This window comes from Streptomyces sp. NPDC001549, from assembly GCF_042894025.1.
Classification (GTDB): Bacteria; Actinomycetota; Actinomycetes; order Streptomycetales; family Streptomycetaceae; genus Streptomyces; species Streptomyces kutzneri.
In genome coordinates this window covers 1-18,369 of record NZ_JBIAVJ010000057.1, presented here as the reverse complement: position 1 = coordinate 18,369, position 18,369 = coordinate 1, and the positions used below count along the sequence as shown (strand labels likewise).

15 protein-coding genes and 6 pseudogenes are annotated in these 18,369 nt (G+C 69.3%); 12 read left to right on the top strand and 9 right to left on the bottom strand.

All coding sequences use genetic code 11. The features are described 5' to 3' along the window. The first annotated feature begins 416 nt into the window (after positions 1-416). The 3 genes from ACFY04_RS42820 (at position 417) to ACFY04_RS42810 (ending at position 1,667) form a co-directional block, all read left to right on the top strand. Entirely contained in the window at positions 417-998 is a 582-nt protein-coding gene (locus tag ACFY04_RS42820) for a TerD family protein (RefSeq protein WP_389126426.1), read from the top strand. Between the two features lie 87 nt (positions 999-1,085). Further along, positions 1,086-1,376 carry a Sec-independent protein translocase subunit TatA gene (locus tag ACFY04_RS42815; protein WP_389126424.1) on the top strand — a complete coding sequence of 97 codons (291 nt, stop codon included), beginning with the start codon at positions 1,086-1,088 and terminating at the stop codon, positions 1,374-1,376. A gap of 120 nt (positions 1,377-1,496) precedes the next feature. Continuing rightward, complete coding sequence (locus tag ACFY04_RS42810; protein ID WP_389126423.1) at positions 1,497-1,667, top strand: hypothetical protein; 171 nt, start codon at positions 1,497-1,499, stop codon at positions 1,665-1,667. A gap of 241 nt (positions 1,668-1,908) precedes the next feature. Here the strand turns inward: ACFY04_RS42810 and ACFY04_RS42805 are convergent, their stop codons facing one another. After that, entirely contained in the window at positions 1,909-2,484 is a 576-nt protein-coding gene (locus ACFY04_RS42805) for a potassium channel family protein (RefSeq protein WP_389126422.1), read from the bottom strand. A 52-nt stretch (positions 2,485-2,536) separates the two neighbouring features. Continuing rightward, positions 2,537-2,778, bottom strand: a pseudogene (locus ACFY04_RS42800) (PRC-barrel domain-containing protein); the annotation flags it as partial. 302 nt (positions 2,779-3,080) lie between these two features. Between ACFY04_RS42800 and ACFY04_RS42795 the strand changes: the two are divergent. From ACFY04_RS42795 to ACFY04_RS42780, 4 genes and pseudogenes are all read left to right on the top strand, one after another. Continuing rightward, complete coding sequence (locus ACFY04_RS42795) at positions 3,081-3,881, top strand: hypothetical protein (RefSeq protein ID WP_389126421.1); 801 nt, start codon at positions 3,081-3,083, stop codon at positions 3,879-3,881. Continuing rightward, positions 3,878-4,033 (top strand): annotated as a pseudogene (locus ACFY04_RS42790) (SixA phosphatase family protein); the annotation flags it as partial. The gene ACFY04_RS42795 and the pseudogene ACFY04_RS42790, both read left to right, overlap by 4 nt. A gap of 69 nt (positions 4,034-4,102) precedes the next feature. Then, positions 4,103-4,486, top strand: a pseudogene (locus ACFY04_RS42785) (Na+/H+ antiporter NhaA); the annotation flags it as partial. Between the two features lie 120 nt (positions 4,487-4,606). Next, a complete protein-coding gene (locus tag ACFY04_RS42780; RefSeq protein ID WP_389126419.1) occupies positions 4,607-5,662 on the top strand; it encodes a TerC family protein in 1,056 nt (351 codons plus the stop codon). 1,205 nt (positions 5,663-6,867) lie between these two features. On the opposite strand, the gene ACFY04_RS42775 is transcribed toward ACFY04_RS42780, so the two are convergent. Next, positions 6,868-7,413, bottom strand: a complete 546-nt coding sequence (locus ACFY04_RS42775) for an EF-hand domain-containing protein (RefSeq protein WP_389126418.1) — start codon at positions 7,411-7,413, stop codon at positions 6,868-6,870. Positions 7,414-7,621: 208 nt separating this feature from the next. Between ACFY04_RS42775 and ACFY04_RS42770 the strand changes: the two genes are divergently transcribed. Continuing rightward, positions 7,622-8,290, top strand: a complete 669-nt coding sequence (locus ACFY04_RS42770; protein WP_389126416.1) for a hypothetical protein — start codon at positions 7,622-7,624, stop codon at positions 8,288-8,290. A gap of 342 nt (positions 8,291-8,632) precedes the next feature. After that, positions 8,633-9,183: pseudogene (locus tag ACFY04_RS42765) on the top strand (IS5/IS1182 family transposase); the annotation flags it as partial. A gap of 77 nt (positions 9,184-9,260) precedes the next feature. Here ACFY04_RS42765 and ACFY04_RS42760 read toward each other — a convergent pair. The 3 genes and pseudogenes from ACFY04_RS42760 to ppk2 form a co-directional block, all read right to left on the bottom strand. Then, positions 9,261-10,385, bottom strand: a pseudogene (locus ACFY04_RS42760) (PEP/pyruvate-binding domain-containing protein); the annotation flags it as partial. 309 nt (positions 10,386-10,694) lie between these two features. Continuing rightward, positions 10,695-12,394 (bottom strand): annotated as a pseudogene (locus ACFY04_RS42755) (SulP family inorganic anion transporter). A 50-nt stretch (positions 12,395-12,444) separates the two neighbouring features. Further along, positions 12,445-13,239, bottom strand: a complete 795-nt coding sequence (gene ppk2, locus ACFY04_RS42750; protein ID WP_389126414.1) for a polyphosphate kinase 2 — start codon at positions 13,237-13,239, stop codon at positions 12,445-12,447. Positions 13,240-13,410: 171 nt separating this feature from the next. Between ppk2 and ACFY04_RS42745 the strand changes: the two genes are divergently transcribed. After that, entirely contained in the window at positions 13,411-15,093 is a 1,683-nt protein-coding gene (locus tag ACFY04_RS42745) for a GAF domain-containing protein (protein ID WP_389126413.1), read from the top strand. An 8-nt stretch (positions 15,094-15,101) separates the two neighbouring features. Here the strand turns inward: ACFY04_RS42745 and ACFY04_RS42740 are convergent, their stop codons facing one another. Together ACFY04_RS42740 and ACFY04_RS42735 are read right to left on the bottom strand one after the other, a co-directional pair. Continuing rightward, positions 15,102-15,605 carry a pyridoxamine 5'-phosphate oxidase family protein gene (locus ACFY04_RS42740; RefSeq protein WP_389126412.1) on the bottom strand — a complete coding sequence of 168 codons (504 nt, stop codon included), beginning with the start codon at positions 15,603-15,605 and terminating at the stop codon, positions 15,102-15,104. 129 nt (positions 15,606-15,734) lie between these two features. Then, entirely contained in the window at positions 15,735-16,061 is a 327-nt protein-coding gene (locus ACFY04_RS42735; protein WP_161297430.1) for an STAS domain-containing protein, read from the bottom strand. Between the two features lie 261 nt (positions 16,062-16,322). Between ACFY04_RS42735 and ACFY04_RS42730 the strand changes: the two genes are divergently transcribed. Beyond that, the gene (locus tag ACFY04_RS42730) at positions 16,323-17,030 is read left to right on the top strand and encodes a response regulator (RefSeq protein WP_389126410.1); all 708 of its coding nucleotides are present in this window, start codon (positions 16,323-16,325) and stop codon (positions 17,028-17,030) included. A gap of 84 nt (positions 17,031-17,114) precedes the next feature. On the opposite strand, the gene ACFY04_RS42725 is transcribed toward ACFY04_RS42730, so the two are convergent. Further along, positions 17,115-17,990, bottom strand: a complete 876-nt coding sequence (locus tag ACFY04_RS42725; RefSeq protein WP_389126409.1) for a universal stress protein — start codon at positions 17,988-17,990, stop codon at positions 17,115-17,117. Positions 17,991-18,179: 189 nt separating this feature from the next. On the opposite strand from ACFY04_RS42725, the gene ACFY04_RS42720 reads away from it, so the two are divergent. Continuing rightward, positions 18,180-18,369, top strand: a 190-nt coding sequence (locus ACFY04_RS42720) for a hypothetical protein (RefSeq protein WP_389126427.1), incomplete at its 3' end; no start/stop codon positions are given.

Genomic DNA, 18,369 nt, shown 5'->3' with positions numbered 1-18,369 from the left:
GTGTGTTTGGCCCGCGGGGGGGGCCTTCTCACCCCCTCGGGTTTGACGGCCACGCCCTCTTTTTGCGGGGTCGTTTTCTAAACCCCCCCCTGCGGGGGGGGGGGGTCCGCCGGGCCCGGCGGACCGCCCCCGTCACCCGATACAGGCGCAGCCGTGTCACTCGATCCGGGGATCCTTTGAGGCAGGAAGGCCCGCCCGGAACCGGGGGCGGAGCCGACTTCGAGCCCGTGCGGCTCGCATCCCCGCCGCACCGACCCGCAACTCCCCCATCCGCCGGGTACGACCGCGCGCCGGATTGCCCAGGAACGGGGCACCGCGTACACCGTCATCTTTTTCTACAGTGCTGTAGATTCATGGCGGTCGCGAAGGCGGCCTCGCGAAGATGCTGTCCGACGGCCGATCATCAGGAGGACACGGTGGGAATCAATCTCGACAAGGGCCAGCAGATCAGCCTGGAGAAGGCCGGCGGTGGCACGCTGAGCGTGGTCCGCATGGGGTTGGGCTGGCAATCCGCCCCACGCAAGGGCTTTCTCGCCCGGATGACCGCGCGGGAGATCGACCTGGACGCCTCGGCCGTACTGTTCGCGGGCAAGGATCCGGTGGACGTGGTGTTCTTCCAACAGCTGGTCAGCAAGGACGGCTCGGTGCGCCACACCGGGGACAACCGCGTCGGCGGCGCCGGACAGGGCGGGGACGACGAGTCCATCCTGGTGGACCTCTCACGGGTGCCCGTGCACGTCGACCAGATCGTCTTCACCGTCAACTCCTTCACCGGGCAGACCTTCACGGACGTGCAGAACGCCTTCTGCCGCCTCATCGACGAGACCAACGGCCAGGAGCTGGCCCGCTACACCCTCTCCGGCGGCGGCACCTACACCGCCCAGGTCATGGCCAAGGTCCACCGATCCGGGCAGAGCTGGAACATGTCCGCGATCGGCGAGCCGGCCAACGGCCGCACGTTCCAGGACCTGCTGCCCGCCATCACCTCCCATCTGTAACCAGCACCAGCACAGCGGACACGTACAGGCCGGAGCCGGCGTGCAGGCTCGACGAAGAGGGCATCACCCGCATCGGAGGCCAACGCAGTGTTCGGCATCAGTGAGATAGCGATCATCCTCACCCTCGTCATCCTGGTCTTCGGAGCCAAGAAGCTGCCCGAACTCGCCCGCTCGATGGGGAAGTCCGCCCGGATTCTGAAAAGCGAGGCCAGGGCGATGAAGAACGACCCGGCTGGCAGAACAGCCGCCGGCGAGCAGCCCGCCGACGCCGGTACCGGGTTGGTTGCCGACGCCGGTACCGGGTTGGTTATCGAACCCGACGCCGTGATCAGCCCGCGCCCCGCCCGCGTATCCCGCTGCGACCACCCGCAACGCTGACCTGGGGCCTCGGCCTCCCCGTCGCGCCGCATCCGCCGGGAGGGCACGCCCTGCAAGCGGCCCGCCGAGCGGTATAACGTTCTTCACATCAGTCGTGCCGCACCAGCCCAGCGAGGGAGCATGTCGCGCATCTGGGCCGCCATCGCCCTGGCCGTAGTCGGCACCATCACCACCATGGCCGGCGCCGCGCTCTACATCCTCCCGGGCCCATGGATCCCGGTTCTCGCCGTCGGCATAGCCATGCTCGTGGCCGGTGTCCTCATGCTGGGCCTGGACGCCGACTGCCGTTAGCCGACGTTTCCTCGCTGGTACGTGACGAAGAACCTCGGCCGGCCCGGTGACGCGGCTGCGGGCCTCCGGCAGGGCCCCGGAGCCCCATCGAGAGCGGTCGGCACCAGGCCTTCCGGCTCGCCGTGACCTCAGCGGCGGAAATCCTGCCCGGCACCGCCCTTGACCTGCTCCGCCATCAGTCCGCCACAGCTGCGGGGCAGTGCGTCGTACTGGCGGCGTACTTCCTGCCGTCCGTCGATCGTCAGGCGAGTTCGGTGAACGTTTCGACAGCGGTGGTCTTGCCCGTGACGATGATGACGTCGCCCTTCTCGACGACGGTCTCGGCCGTGGCGTGGGTGAAGTCGTGCCCGGGGCGTTTGATGCCGACGACGGTGATGCCGTACTTGGTGCGGACTGCGCTCTGCCCGAGCGGGACGCCGGTGATCGCGTTCGGGGTGATGGTCTTGACCAGGGCGTAATCGTCGTCGAACTCGATGAAGTCGAGCATGCGGCCGGTGACGAGGTGGGCGACGCGCTCGCCCATCTCGTGTTCGGGGAGGACGACGTGGTGGACGCCGAGGCGTTCGAGGATCTGTCCGTGCTGGCGGCTGATGGCCTTGGCCCAGATGTTGGGGACGTTCTCCTCCAGGAGGTTGGAGGCGACGAGGACGCTGGCCTCGATGTCGGTGCCGATGCCGATGCCGACGACCACGCTGGGGAAGTCCCCGACGCCGAGCTGTCGGAGCACCTCGGGATCGGTGCAGTCTGCGACGGCGGTGTGGGTGAAGATGTCGCTGTGCTTCTGCACAAGAGCGGCGTCGGTGTCGATGCCCAGCACGTCCCAGCCGCGCCGGGTCAGTTCGTTGGCCAGTGAACTGCCGAACCGGCCAAGGGGCCTTCTTCACGAGTGCCTTGGCGTGCGCGACCTTGACGTAGCCCGGTCCCGGGATCGCCTCGTCGAGAGGAACGAAGACCAGGCGCCGGCGGGTGGGCAAGCCGGTGAGGACGGTGGCCATGCCGGTCCGTCGGTAGCGATAGGCACGTAGATCGCTTCCAGCGAGCCGATCCTGTGTCCTTTCGGGTCGACGACATCGCAGTCGCGCCACTCGCGGATAGCGGCTGAATGGATCATGCCCCGCTCCCTGCAGCGCGACGAGGGTGACACAACGGCCCCGGCACATTCACACGCCGGGGCCGCCCTTCCGGGCGCTGCACGTGAGAGTGCACCGACCCATTCATCATGGTATGCCCCTGGCGCTTCTCCGGCACCAGTGACGTTTCGCGGCGATACAGGCCAGACAGCCGACATGGTCAGCGCACCTCGACCGACAGGACCGCGACCCCATGACCGTGCGACGCGCGGTATTCCACAACGTCGGCATCCTGGTCAGGTCCTCCCCCGTACCGGAGATTTCCACGACTAGCCTCCGCATCATGCTGCGTATCGCCGACACTCGCACCGGCCGCCTCGTGGAGATCCCCTCCGCACACCGCCACCTGCTGCGCATCTGCGTCCACCTGCCGGTCATCGACACCGGGATCGGCGCGGTGCACGTGCGGGCGCCCCTGGTCGGTGACGTACTGGCGCGCACCGCGGAGTTGCACGGGCTGCAGTCCGTCACGGTCCTCACTACGCCCGACCTGCCGCCTGAGCCGGCCCAGGGGCTCGAACGGGCCATGGCCGTTCTCGGCATCCACCCGCCCGCCACCGTCGGCGTTCACCATCTGACCGAGACGATGTGCGCCGCTGCCGACGTGCACGTGCTCGCGTACGGCACCGCCGTGCAGGATGCCATCGGCGGGGTCCGGATCGACGTGGGCCAGGTCAGCCCGGCACCCCCGGACGGGGGCGTCCCAGGCCGCGGCCACCTCCTCGCCTCGGATCTCCCGGACGCATTCGCCCGAGAGGGGACCGACCCGCTGGCTGTGAGGATGCTGTTGCTCGGCCACGCCCACAGCACGCCGGTCACGGTCACCAGCGCCGCGCTCGACGAGGCTCGGCGGATGCTGAGGCACTGGCGGCAGCAGGTGGCCGACTGGGCGCAGGAGCCGTCCAGGCCGATCCCCGCCGACGTGCTGCGACAGGCCCATGCCGCGCTCGCCGATGACCTCGGCGTCCCCGCTGTCCTGGACATGCTGGTCGGTGCAAAGTTCGAGACGTTCGCCTTTCTCGACCGCGTCCTCGGGCTGGACCTCGCGCGCGAGGTCGGCCACCAGCACCCGGCGAGGCCATGACGTCGGATGAGTCCCGGCGCCTGGTCGTCCTGCGGCACGCCAAGTCCGCCTGGCCGGAGATGCCCGACTCCGAGCGGCCGCTCGCCCCGCGCGGCCGCCGCGAAGCACCGGAAGCCGGCCGCTGGCTGCGTGAGGCCGACTGTGTTCCCGACCTCGTCGTGTGTTCCCCCGCCCGTCGCACCCGCCAGACGTGGGACCTCATCGCGGCCGAGTCCGTCGCCGGCGTCGCCATGGGCCTCGTCATCGGCAAGGTCCTCGGAATCTTCCTCGGCACCTACCTCGCCGCCCGCTTCACCAAAGCGCAGCTCAACCCCGACCTCGCCTGGGCGGACGTCCTGGGGCTGTCCGTGCTGGCGGGAATCGACTTCACCGTCGCCCTCCTCATCGGCGAACTCGCCTTCCCCGGCCAAGAGGTCGGGGAACACGTCAAGGCCGCCGTCCTCATCGCCTCCCTCACGGCCGCCGTCGTGGCGGCCGTACTCCTGCGGCGCCGCAACGCCACTTACAGGCGGCTGTGGGAGGCGGAGAACATCGACGCAGACGCCGACGGCATCCCCGACATCTACCAGCGCGAAGCGGACGCTCCCACTTACGAGCGCAACTGAGCAACGCCGGAGCGCCTCCGTTCACCCCCGCCTCCTCCGCATGCTCCCGGGGACGAATTGCCGGAGACTCCTGTGTAGGGCCCGGCGTGTTCCATGCGGGCCGTGGTGAGGGTGTTCGGCGTGCTTGAGGTCCCGCTCTGGCTGTGGGGAGTGTTCGCCACGACGGTGGTCGTGTCGCTGGCGGTGGACCTGCTGTCCCACCGCACCGCGCACGTCATCGGCTTCAAGGAGGCAGCCGCCTGGAGCGGCCTGTGGGTGAGCCTGGCCCTGGTCTTCGGCGCGGTCGTCTTCCTCGTCCTCGGCACCACGGCCGGCACCGAGTACACGACGGCCTGGCTGCTGGAGAAGAGCCTGTCGGTCGACAACCTGTTCGTCTTCGCCGTGATCTTCGCCTACTTCAAGGTGCCCCGCGCCTACCAGCACCACGTGTTGTTCTTCGGCGTCATCGGCGCCCTCGTCTTCCGCGGGATCTTCCTCTCCCTGGGCGTCGCGGTCGTCAGCCGCTTCACCGCCGTGCTGTACGCCTTCGCGGCGGTCCTGTTCTACAGCACCTACAAACTCCTCAAGGACGAGGAGGAGAGCTTCGACCCCGGCAAGAGCTTTGCCGTACGGATGCTCCGCAAGATCATCCCGGTCCGGGACGAGTACGCCGGGGCGAAGTTCTTCGTCAGGGAAGCCGGCAAGCTCGTGGGGACACCGCTGCTCGCGGTGGTCGCCGCGATCGAGGCCGCAGACCTGATCTTCGCCGTCGACAGCGTCCCGGCCGTCCTCGCGGTCAGCGACGACGCGTTCATCGTCTACACCAGCAACGCGTTCGCCATCCTCGGCCTACGGGCCCTCTACTTCATGCTCGCGGGCCTCCTGGACCGCTTCCACTACCTGAGCAAGGGACTGGCGATCATCCTCGCCTTCATCGGCATCAAGCTCATCCTCCAGGCGTCCCACAAGATGATCAGCCCCGGGATCCCGGAAATCCCCTCACCGATCAGCCTCGCGGTCATCGTCGTCGTTCTGACGGGTTCCGTGGTGCTCAGCCTCAGAAGGCCCGCCCCGACAGACACCGCGGAGGAGGCCGACAGACACCAGGCCGGCTCAGCGGACAGCGGACAGGCCATCCCGCCCCCGCCTGCAGACGATTCCGAGCCCCCAACCGGTTCACCAGGTCGGGACGCCTGACACCGCCCACCCTCAAGGCGAGAAGCACGACCCTTCCCTCCGCATCAATACGGGCATACAGTAAAGAAATGGTCAAAAGGAAGCGTGGTTCCGAAGCGTACGCGTGTCCGACCTGCAAGCAATCCATGCCGGTCGCGATCCACCGCCACAAGACCCTCGGCGTATTCGTTCCCGTATGGGGCCCCGGTGCATGCCAAAACCGCGACTGCCCGGACTTTCGGTTGGACCCCAGAGACAAGCGCTCCACCGCCCGGGAACGCAGAAGAGACACATCACGCGGCTGACACCGGCACGGGCCACCACGCCCCTGCACGACGCCTGCGCGGGGCGTTCACGAGCGGGGCTGACCATTGAGTACGGGGCGGAGATCGCTCCCGCGAGCGGGATGATCATTCCCTACCGGGCGGTGGGCAGTCGCCGTGGGGGCCCCGATCGGCCGTGGGGCCTCGGTGCTCTTGGCGCGAGTTCCTCGACTGCGCGGAGGGCGTCCGCTCCGTAAAGGTTCAAGCTGCGCTCCAGGACATGCGGGTCCGCCTGCGCCGGTACAGCGGAGTCACAGAGGACCAAGAGCTTCGCGAACAAGCGGGCCGCCTGACGAACTAGCCATTGCCGGTGCCGCACCATCCCGCCCGTCTCGAGCACGCTCGGCACCTCAAGTGATGTCCCCGCTTTGCGGGCGCCCCCCACGCCGGAAGGCCCAGGCTGACCGCACAGCTGCGCCTCATCCGGCCCGACGCGCCCTGGACGCCGTCACAGCGCGGGTGTGAGCAGCCACGCTCATCGGCGGGCTCGTTTACGCCGTCGGCCCCTTCTTGACCGCTCCTGCCGCGCCGACCCGAAGCTCCTGTAGATCCACATGCCGAGGAACAGGCCCAGCCGTGAGCCGGAATGCGGGTGACATCAGAGTGTTTCAGTATGGACAGGACGCTCGGCCGGTACCTGGCCACGGCGGTCGATACGCGCGGGCTGGTACCGCATGGTGTGCCGCATCGCCGACCCCGATCCAGCCGGCCGCTCCCCGACGATCCCCGTCGTCTTGGCACTTCGCGGCCGACCTCCTGCCGCTACCGCTCAAAGCACCACAGGAACGGCCGCAGACCAAGGGCGCCGCGGACCAAGGGGTCCCAGCCGACTCTCTGCACGTCCGTGAAACCCCGATACCCACCTGGCTCACCAGGAAACGCGTCCCCCACTAGGGCTGCCGGTCAGGCCGGTACAGGGAAGGCACGTTGGGGAGTGGCGGTGGTGTAGTAGTTCTCGACCTCGCGGAGGATCTCCTCGTGGGTGATGCGTCCCGTGGGGTCGGTACGGTGTTCGGCCGAGATCAGACGCGCCCGGTGCGGTTCGGCGCCGAGTGCCACCAGTACACGCTCGACCGTCGAGGCGGTGCTGCTCGCCTGTTCTGCGTCGGGGTCGGCCACGTCGAGGACGGCCTGGTGCCAGGGCAGTGCGATGCGGGCGAAGGCGCCCGGGTCCTGGTGCAGGCCGGCCTGGGCGGCGGTGACGAACTCGGCCCGGGTGATCCGCCCGTCGAGGTCGGTGTCGGCAAGGCCCGCCATCCCCTCCCAGTAGCAATCGGCGGCGGCCGTCAGCCGCAGACCCGCCTCGCTCCCGTCGGTCACCTCGAAGGTCTCCGCGACACGGCGGGCCATGTGATGGAAGTCGCGGCGCGTGACCTCCCCGTCGCCGTCCTGGTCGAAGGTGTGGAACCGAGCGGCCATCTTGGCCCGGTAGGCCTCGGCGTCGGTCATCGTGGATCCCTTCCTGAACAGTCGAGGTGATCGGGACACCGAGGCTAGCCAGCCCAGTGGTGCGCCTGCGGCACGCGCCGGGGGCGTGCGCGTGCTCCCGTGCGCCGCCCTCGCGCTCACCCGCGCCCTGGGCCAGGGACGGAGGATGGGCTCGCCTACCGCTCTCCCATGCACCGGATCCCCACCACCGCGTACCAGGAGGACGATCGTGATCACTCTGACCGAGACTCTCACCACCCACACCGTGGACGCGTTCCTCTCCCCGAAAGAGATCAGCGAACTCACCGTCCTCCTTGACGCCCACCTCGCAGCCACCGGCTGGCAGCCCTCCTACGTAGGCGAGGAACTGACCGACCTGCCGGATCATGTCCAGCGCGTACTGAATGCAGCCGTCGAGATGCACCTGCCCGCCCTGCGGCAGGCATTCCCCTCCACGGACGGGGCCTCACCCTGGCAGTACATCGAGTTCGGGCCCGGCGAAGGAGCCGTCCGCCACCTCGACGGCATCGGTCCCGACCCCCTCGCCTTCCCCCGCCACGTCGCGCGGATCGGCGTGACCATCCAGGACGCAATCTCCGGCGGGGACTTCTTCATCGAGACCAGCTCCAGCCCCGCCATCTGGGACGAACACCTGGGCGAAGGCCCCCACCCCGGCTACGCACCCGGCATGCGCTTCACCCGCATCGCACCCCACGACAAGATCTCCCGGGGCGACGAGGACACCACCTGGATCCACACCGTCACCGGCGCCCGCTGGACCACCCCTGCCTCCACCGGCACCGCCGTCGCCTACGGAGCCCAGCTCATCCACGGCATCACCCCCGTCGCCCAGGGCCGCTGCCGCAAGTTCATCACCGGCCTCACCGCCCACCACTGACCCCCGCACCCACACCTCGCAGAGCCGGTCCCGAGCGGCGATCGGGCCGAAGACCGGGACCTTGTCAGGCTCCGTCGCCGGCCAGTCGTGAGGGGAGCCTGTCTGTGGCTGCGGTTGCGCGGGCCCAACGTGAGGCCGGAGTGGTGGCGACGAGCGGATCCGAATGCCGGGCCAGGGTACGGCGGCATGGATGGCGTGCTTGAGTGATTCGGTGACGGCTGCAGCAGCGGGGGGCCAGGCGTCCACCAGGCGATGATGGTGGAGGACCGGGCGGTTCCTTCCCAGATCGCGGAGGCCCCGGTGCCGCGGAGGTCCGGCGTCCCGGCGGCGAGCTGGAATCCGGCCGTTGGTCTCGTGCTGGACCAGATGGCCGTTGACTGCGCCATCACCCAGGCGCCCGGCGGTGGCGAGGTCGCCGGGCGCTCCCCGATTGACGGGGGCAAACAAGGCCTGAATCGTTCTGGAATGACCGATGGTTACGGAATGCCGCTCGGCCGTGTCCTGGCCGGAGCGAACTGTCATTTCTCCCCGTTGCCGGCCCCCAGTCTTGACCACCTGTCGGAACTCGGGCCACTGCCTGACGACGTCACCGTGCACCTGGACACCGGCACGACTCGCACAAGACCCGCGCCCTGCTCAACGAACGCGGCCTGCGTGGGCGCATCGCGCACAAGGGCGAGAAAGCGCCGATCCAAGCGTGTCGGCGCCGGCACGTGGAGCGCACCTGCGCCTGGCAGAACGCCTACCACCGCCTCGCCCACTGCTACGAACACCGCGCTGCCGCGACCGCCGGCTTCTTCGATCTCGCTGATGTGATCATCGCCGTCCGCAGCCTCATCCGACGCGCCTGGACAACCCATCACTGGGACAACCGCCCAACGCGGTGCCCTTGAACTCGCCTATCTACGCGAGTTCTTGGCATGACTGCCTGGTGCCGCGCGATTCCCCTCGATCATGCCTGATGGGCCATCGGGAAGACCAGCCGGGCCAGCTCCTCACCGTTGACCCGTTCCAGGACTTCGTCCGCCGAAGAGGCCTTCATCGATCAGTTGAGAGGGGATGCTGAAGCCGCCTGCGCGGTACGCTTGCCGACCCGGGCCTCAAGCATCCACAGTGTGCCGTGTTCGATCGTGAACTCGATGTCGCACAGGTCTTGATAGTGGTCTTCCAGCTGTTCCATGTACGCGCGCAGCTGCTGGAACGAGGTCGGGTCGAGGGTGGCCAGCTCGTGGAGCGTCACAGTGTCGCGGACGCCTGAAACGACGTCCTCGCCTTGGGCGTTGGGGAGATAGTCGCCGTAGAGGCCGGGACGGCCGGTGGCCGTGTCGCGGGTGAACGCGACACCACTGCCGGAATCCGTGCCGAGATTCCCGAACACCATCCGTTGGATGGTGACCGCCGCGCCGAGGCCGTCCGCGATGTGTTCGCGCCTGCCGTAGAGGCGGGCACGCTCACTGTTCCACGTGGTGAAGACGGCGAGGATCGCCTCTCGTAGTTGTTCGCGCGGATCCTGCGGGAACTTGCGCCCGGTCCGGTCGAAGATGAGGTCTTTGAACGACTCGACGACCCTGATGAGGTCGCAGGTGTCCAGCCGGGAGTCGTCCACGACGCGGTGCTGCTCCTTGACGCGCTGGAGCATGCCTTCGAAGAGTGTGACGTCGACACCCATGACGGTATTGCCGAACATTTGCACGAGTCGACGGTAGGAATCCCAGGCGAAGCGCTCCCGCTCGGGGGTCTTACCCAGTCCGAGCACCGACAGGTCGTTCAGACCGATGTCCAGGATGGTCTCCATCATGCCCGGCAGGGAGAACGCCGCCGAGCGGACAGACAGCAGCAGCGGGTCGTCCACCTGCCCCAGCCTCTTGCCGGAGGCACTCTCCAGCGCTGCCAGGTGTTCCCCGATCTGGCGGTCCAGATCCTCCGGGGGCTCGCCGGTGGCCAGGAAGTCACGGCACGCCTCGGTGGTGATGGTGAAGCCGGGCGGAACGGGCAGTCCCATGCGTGCCATCTCCGCGAGGTTGGCACCCTTGTCGCCGAGCAGATCGGCCATGTCACGGCCGCCCTCGGCGAAGTCGTACACGTAGGAACCCATGACTGCCACCAGCCTCCTCGGCGGAATCGTGCTCTGCTCTCACACTGGCTGACGGGCACCGCGTTTCCGGAGGGGCCGGATGGCCCTTCCTGGGGACATCCGGCCCCTCCGGCCTCAGGCCCCGGCGGGCGGCCGGTTCCGCCTGCCGGCTCCGGAGGGCCGCGGCACCGCACCCAGCAGTGGCCTCAGGTCGCCCGGGACTCGGGGACATCCCCGCCGATCCCCGACCCCCGGTGTCCGGGTGGCCGAGGCTGAGGCCGGAGCCGCCTTACGCGTCGGCGGGGCAGGTCCCGACCCGGTGGCTCCCGCTCAGCCCTCCTCGAGCCCTGCCTCCCGGCTCCAGGCCCGGTAGGCCTCCAGAGCCGTGGGCAGGGTCGGGTAGATGCGACCCGCGCCCACCGAGGCGGTGAGCCCGTACGCGTCCAGGTCCTCGCGGAGCTCCTGCTTGACGCGGGCCAGGGCGAAGACGATCCCCCGATGACCGAGTTCCTGGCGGAGTGCGTCCACGGCGTCCAGGGCGGTGACGTCCACCTCGACGTTCGCCTCGGTGTTGAGGACGAACCAGCGGGCCGGAGGTTCCTGTCCGTCGACGGCGGCCAGGGCCCGGCGGCGGAAGTTCTCGGCGTTGGCGAAGAACAACGGTGAGTCGTATCGGTAGATCAGCAGCCCCGGAACGGTCCGCGCCGTCGGGTAGTCGTCCACGTCGTGCATGCCGACGAGCCCTGGCACCATGCCTTCCACGGCATCGTGCGGACGGGCCACGCGGGCCAACAGCTCGACCACGGACAGCGCCACGGCGACGAGGACGCCGTACAGGATGCCGAGGGCCAGCACACCCATGAGACATCCCAGGGCCAGCAGCAGTTCGCGTCGCCGGAAGGCCGCGAGGCGCCGGAACTCGCCCACCTCGATCAGGCGGACGGCGGCGTAGACGACGATGGCGCCGAGGACGGCGCTCGGCGTGTGGGCCAGGAAGGGGCCGAGGAAGAGCAGGACCAGCAGGACCGCGAGCGCGGCGAACAGGGAGTACGCCTGGCTCCTGGCCTTCGAGGACTGGGCCAAGGCGGTCCGGCTGGCACTGCTGCTGACGGGAAAGCCGTGCAGCACGCCCGCTCCCAGGTTCGCCGCTCCCAGGGCAAGGAGTTCACGGTTGGGGTCCAGCGATTGCGGATCGGCGCGGCCGGCGAAGGCCCGGGCGGTCAGGATCACGTCCGAGTATCCGACGATGAGGACGCCCAGCGCCGGGACCACCAGCTGGGGCAGGTCGCCGAGCGGTGGAAGCTCGGGCAGCGGCAGCCCGGAGGGTACGGATCCGATCACGGCGATCCGTACCTCTCGTCCAGTCCGAACGCAGCCACCACGACGGTGGCGAGAACCAGGGCGAGCAGGGGACGTGGAACGAGGTGCCAGTACCTCGGCAGGGCGAAGAGCACGGCCAGGACAGCCAGGGTCAGGCAGACGGTCGGCCAGTGGACGTGCGCGAGGTTCAGGACGAAGGAGTACAGCTTCGGAAGGAAGTCCGTACCTGTCGTGCGCACTCCGGTGAGCCTGGGCAGCTGGTCGACGATCATGATCAGGGCGACACCTGCGAGGTAGCCGACGAGTACGGGCCGTGAGAGCAGGTCCGCGAGGAAGCCCAGCCGCACGGCCCAGGCCATCAGGCACAAGAGGCCGACGACCACGGCGAGGGCCGCCGCGAGCACGGCGTATCTGCCCGGGTCTCCGCCGGCAAGTGGTCCCACGGCGACGGCGGTCATCAGCGCGGTGGTCGACTCGGGTCCCACCGACAGCAACCGCGAGGAACCGATCAGGGCATAGAGCACGATGGCGGGCAGCACGGCCCAGAGCCCTGCGACGGGCGGGAGCCCGGCCACCCCCGCGTACGCCATGACCTGCGGCACCAGATAGGCGGCGACGGTGACACCGGCCAGCGCGTCCCACCCGAGCCATGACCGCTTGTACCCCCGGAGCCCAGGAGGCAGCAGGGACGATCTTTCACGCGCGGACATCGGGCTCCTCACTGATGGCGCCTCCGGCCCCACCGGGCACCCGCCCCGATTCAGTCGTTCCCGAGAGTGGCCGCATGGTCGGGCACGGCGGTCTGAAGCTCCTTGGACGGTCGCTCGTAGCCCGTGGAAGCGGGACGGGGCGGCAGGGTCAGCGACGGCAGGGCCACGAACGTGTAGGGAGCCGAGGACAGCAGGTGGGCGATCATGTTGAGTCTGGCGCTGCGCTTGTCGTCGCTCTCGATCACGTACCAGGGGGCGTCCACCGTGTCGGTGTGGACGAGCATCTCGTCCTTGGCCCGCGAGTACGCCTCCCAGCGCGTCAGGGACTCCAGATCCATCGGCGAGAGCTTCCACCTCCGCAACGGGTCCTCCGTGCGGCGCCGGAAGCGTTCCTCCTGGACGGCATCGCTGACGGAGAACCAGTACTTGCGGAGCAGGATCCCGTCCTCCACCAGCATGCGCTCGAAGGCCGGACATTGGCGAAGGAACCGCTGGTGCTCCGCGGGCGTGCAGAAGCCCATCACGTGCTCCACTCCGGCGCGGTTGTACCAGCTGCGGTCGAAGAGCACGATCTCGCCGGCGGCCGGCAGGTGCTCCACGTAGCGCTGGAAGTACCACTGGGTGCGCTCCCGCTCCGTCGGCTTCGGAAGGGCCGCGATGCGGGCCACCCGGGGGTTGAGGTGTTCGGCGACTCGCTTGATCGTGCCTCCCTTGCCCGCCGCGTCACGGCCCTCGAAGACGACGACCAGGCGGGCGCCCTCCGCTCGCACCCACTCCTGAAGCTTCACCAACTCCGTCTGGAGCCGTAGCAGCTCGCTCTCGTAGACCGCCTTCTTGAGACCCATGATCGCCCCCTCCTCATCGTCCGGTGCTGCGATCAAGTCAGTCACGGCCGGCATCGGCGCGCAACGATGTCCCTCTGGGCCGAGGCGTGTCGATACGCTGGCACCGGACGGGGCGGGCAAACGGAGGAGAAGCTCGTGAGTGTGGGGGATCCGTTGAGTCAAGTTCCGCGGATGCGGCTGGACGAGCTGCTCGACGAGCTCCAAGTGCGCATCGACGCGGTGCGCGGTACCCGCGACCGGGTGCACAGCCTGCTGGAGGCCGTCATGTCGGTCGGGCGGGAGCTGGATCTCGCCCAGGTGCTCCGGCGGATCGTGGAGGCGGCCGCGCTGCTCGTCGATGCCGAGTACGGCGCGCTGGGAGTGATCGGCCCCGACGGCCGCACGCTCTCGCAGTTCCTCACGGTCGGACTCACCGAGAAGGAGATCGCCGAGATCGGCTCCCTGCCGGCCGGCCACGGCCTGCTCGGTGAGGTCATCCACCACCCGGAGCCCCTGCGCCTCACCGACCTCGGCGCGCACTCCTCCTCCTACGGCTTTCCGGCGCACCACCCGCCCATGCGCACGTTCCTCGGTGTCCCGATCCGGGTCCGCGACGAGGTCTTCGGCAACCTCTACCTCACCGACAAGCGCGGCGGAATCGATTTCGACACCGAGGACGAGATGGTGATCTCCACTCTCTCCGTGGCGGCGGGCGTGGCGATCGACAACGCTCGGCTCTACGAGGGTTCGCAGCGCCAGCAGCGCTGGCTCAAGGCGAATGCGGAGATCACCGAGAGCCTGCTGTCGGGCAGTTCTCGCCCGGCGGTGTTGGAGCTCATCGCCCGCCGCGCGCAGGAGATCACTGCGGCGCGGCTCGCGGACATCTCCATGCCGGTGGCCGGAGCCGATGGCCTGGTCGTCGAGTTCGCGGTCGGTGCGGACAGCGAAGCACGACAGGGACTCGTCGTCCCCTTCGCCGGGACGCTCTCGGGAGCCGCGCATCAGGCGGGCCGGTCCGTCGCATCCCTGCACGCCTCCGACGATGAACGGTATCCCGCCGATGTCCAGGTACAGGACGGGTTTGGCCCTGCCGTGGCGGTGCCGCTGGGAACCACCGCCGGGGAGAGCAGGGGCGTTCTGCTGCTCGCGCGCCCGGCGGGAGATCCGGCCTTCGGCGAAGAGGAGCTGGAGCCGCTCGTCGCCTTCGCCGGTCAGGCGGCGCTGGCCCTGGAGCTGGCGGAGCGGCGACGGGACGCCGAGCAGATCGCTCTGTTGGAGGAGCGCGATCGGATCGCCCGCGACCTGCACGATCTCGCCATCCAGCGGCTCTTCGCCACCGGCATGACCCTGCAAAGTGCCGCTCGCCTCGTCGAGCACGAGGGGGCTGCGGAGCGGGTCGGTCGCGCAGTCGACGATCTGGACGAGACCATCAAGATCATCCGGTCGACGATCTTCGGGCTCCGTACGAAGGACCGCGAGAGCGGCCCCGGCCTGCGGGCTCGCGCTGCCCGCGCCGTCGGCGACGCGGCCACCGCCCTCGGCCATCCGCCGCGTCTAAGCATGGAGGGCCTGCTCGACACGGACGTACCGCTGCCGATCGCCGACCACGTCATGGCGGTGCTTGGCGAGCTCCTGAGCAACGCGACCCGCCACGCGCAAGCGACCCGGGTCGGCGTGACCCTCAAGGCCGCGCCGGGAGAAATCATGCTGACCGTCTCCGACAACGGCAGGGGCATTCCGGCGCAGGGACGCAGGAGCGGCTTGCGCAACCTCGCCGAACGGGCTGAGGGCCTGGGCGGGAACTTCACCATCGATACGCCCGACGAGGGAGGCAGCAGGCTCGTCTGGCGGGCGCCACTGCCCACCGGGAGCTGACGCCACGGTCACGACCGGCCCCGGGGGGCGACCGACGCGGGCCGCGTTCCCTCCGCCTCCAGCCTGAATCCGGTGACGAGATCGGGGCGGATCCGCAGAGCGCCGGCCATGGGCTGTGCCACCCATGGGCACAGAAGTTCCGCATAGCGGTCCATCTCGCCGGCATCGGCCACCAGACTCGCGTACCCGGTCACGACGACGCTCCAGCCGAGGTGCGTGTCGGGGTCTATGACATCCGCTTCGTAGGCGACCACCACACCGGGAACGTCGGCGGGTGCCACGAGGGCGGCGAGCGCACCGTCGTCGTGGATCCGGATGATGATGTCCCCGTCCTCGACGAGGTGGTTCACCGGACGGACGGCGGGCAGCGCGTGCTGCGTGAAGACGATGCGTCCCAGTGACACCGTCGCGAGCAGCCGCAGGGCCTCGGCCCTGTCCAGCTCCCGCATGTGCCGGGCAGGCGTCGTATCACGGACCCGGCCGTCGGCGCGCTGCGTGCCGTCCTGGTCCATGATGCGCACCTTCGTCGAGTACCAAACCGGTCCTTACGGCTTTCGATTCACCAGCCTCCCTCTCGATCCGGTGAGGGAACCAGGGCCGAACGGTCCACATCAGGGCTCCGGATCCGGACGACATCGCGATCACGTGACGACGAGCCGAAGATCTCTGTCGGCACCGAGCACCCGCATGGACTTGACCACCGGGGGCGGCACATCGCAGAGGAGGAGCCGCGTTCCCGACGCACGACAGCGGCGGTTCAGACGGATGAAGAGGTCGATGCCGGCGCTGTCACAGAAGGAGAGGCCACACAGGTCCAGAATCAGGTTCCGGTGGCCGGCTCGTGCGAGTTCGTGGAGGCGCGGCTCCACTTGCTCTGCCGTGTAGAGGTCGAGCTCCCCGGACAAGGTGACTTCCAGACCGCGGTCATCACGTGCCATGGTCTTCAGGTCGATCAAGGCGGTCGTCATGGGATCCTCCGCGCTGCTTGCGGCTCCGTCGAGTCGCGCCGTTCCGCGTGCGCCATCAGTTCATCCGGTGCCGGGTGCACCGGGGAAGGTCCGGCAGGCCCTCCGGACAGGGCCGAAGGTCCCTCTTTTGAGCGCCGACCGGGCCCCGGCCGAGCCGAGTACGGACCGATGAGGGCCGATCGGCCCTGTCCGTTCGGCCCCTCCGGGAGGCAGGATGCCGATGTCCGTGCGCCCAGGACGAACCCGGCGAAGGAGTTGGTCATGACCGACAGCGGTGCCCTCACCCCTGCGAAGACGCCGATCACGGTCTTCCTGCTCGACGATCACGAAGTCGTGCGACGCGGGGTGCACGACCTGCTGGACGCCGAGCCCGATCTGACCGTGGTCGGTGAGGCGGGCACCGCGGAGCAGGCGCTGATCCGCATCCCCGCGCTGCGCCCCCAGGTGGCGGTGCTGGACGTACGGCTGCAGGACGGTGACGGGGTGAGCGTGTGCCGGGAGCTGCGTTCGCGGATGCCCGAGCTGGCCTGCCTGATGCTCACGTCGTTCGACGACGAGGAGGCACTGCTGGACGCCGTGATGGCCGGGGCGTCCGGCTACGTCCTGAAGCAGATCACCGGCACCGATCTGGTCACTGCCGTCCGTACCGTCGCGTCCGGCCAGTCCATGCTGGACCCGGGCGCCACAACCCGGCTCATGGCCCGGATGCGCGGCGACGTCCCCAAGGAGGAGCAGGTCCCCGGCCTGCCGGGCTTCACCGACCGGGAGAAGGAGATCCTCGTCATGGTCAGCGAGGGGCTCACCAACCGGGAGATCGGCAAGCGGATGTACCTTGCGGAGAAGACGGTGAAGAACATCATCTCGCGGCTGTTCATCAAGCTGGGTGTGGAGCGTCGTGTCCAGGCCGCCGTCATCGCCAGTCACGCGCTGACCCCTCCGAGTCGGCACCCGGTCCCGGCCGCCGAATAGAGGATGTGGTGGCGGGTGGGCAGGACAGGGTGCGCCGTACAGTCGCGCACCCCGCCCCCGCCCCCTCCCGCTCCCCCGGGCCGGTCAGGAGTGCGGGACCACCGCGACCGGGCAGGCCGAATGGTGCAGGACCGCATGGGCCACGGATCCTATGTGCGCCCCCACCGACGACTCGCGGACCCGGCGGCCTACGACGAGGAGCTGGGCGTCCGACGATGCGGTGAGCAGGACGTGGCCGGCGCTGCCCCGCTCCACGTGCTCGACGACGTCCACCTCGGGATACCTCAGCCGCCACGGCTCCAGCGCCTGCTCCAGCGCCGCCTTCTCGTACGGCTCCAGGCCACCGAACTGCTCGGCGATCCACATCGAGCCCGGGCTGTAACCGTAGACCGGGGGCAGGCTCCAGGCGCGGACCGCGCGCAGCGGGACCTCGCGTGCGGCGGCCGCCTCGAAGGCGATGCGCAGTACCTCGGCGGACTCCTCCACGCCGCCCTGCTGGCCCACGACGACCTCGCCCAGCTCCGGCAGGGCCACCGGCCTGCCGTGCGCGGAGCGTAGGGAGACCACGGGGCACTCCGCGGCGGCGATCACCTGCCGGCCGTACGAGCCGAGCAGGAAGCCGGCCAGGGCGCTGTGCCCGCGGGTGCCCAGAACGAGCAGCTCCGCTCCCTTGGCGGCATGCAGCAGAGCCGGCACCACCGCGTCGGAAAGGACTTCCACGGTGACGGTGAGCCCCGGGTACCGGTCGGTGAGCTCTCCCTCGGCCTCCTTCAGGATGTCCTCGGCGCGCCGGGCCTCGGTGCCGCGGTCCTGGACGAGCGGGAGGGCGAGCGGCTGCCACAGCCAGGCGTGGACCACCCGCAGGGGCAGGTCGCGCCGTACGGCTTCGCGAGCGGCCCAGTCGGCCGCGGCCCGGCTTTCCGGGGATCCGTCCACTCCCACGACGAGGGTGCGCTTCACAGGTCTGTCCTCCGTACTGATGCCGGGGCATCGGGGTCGGCCGGCAGGGGGAGCGGCACCGACCGGGGGAGCCGGCGCCGCTGAACCCACCTTCGCCGCGACGGTCCGTGCCGCACAGGGGCCGACAGTCCCTCCCTGAGGGCCTGTCCTCCCCTCGCGACGGGAACGGGGCGGGGGGAGAGTGTCGGCATCGGCTCAGTCGACGAACGTTCCGGACCGCCGCACGGAGGAGCGGACATGACCGCGTACCCCATCTCGGAGCTCGACGCCCACTGGCGCGCCGTCAACTACCTCGCAGTCGGCCAGATCTACCTCATGGACAACCCGCTGCTGACCGAGCCCCTGCGCCCGGAACACATCAAACCGCGGCTGCTCGGCC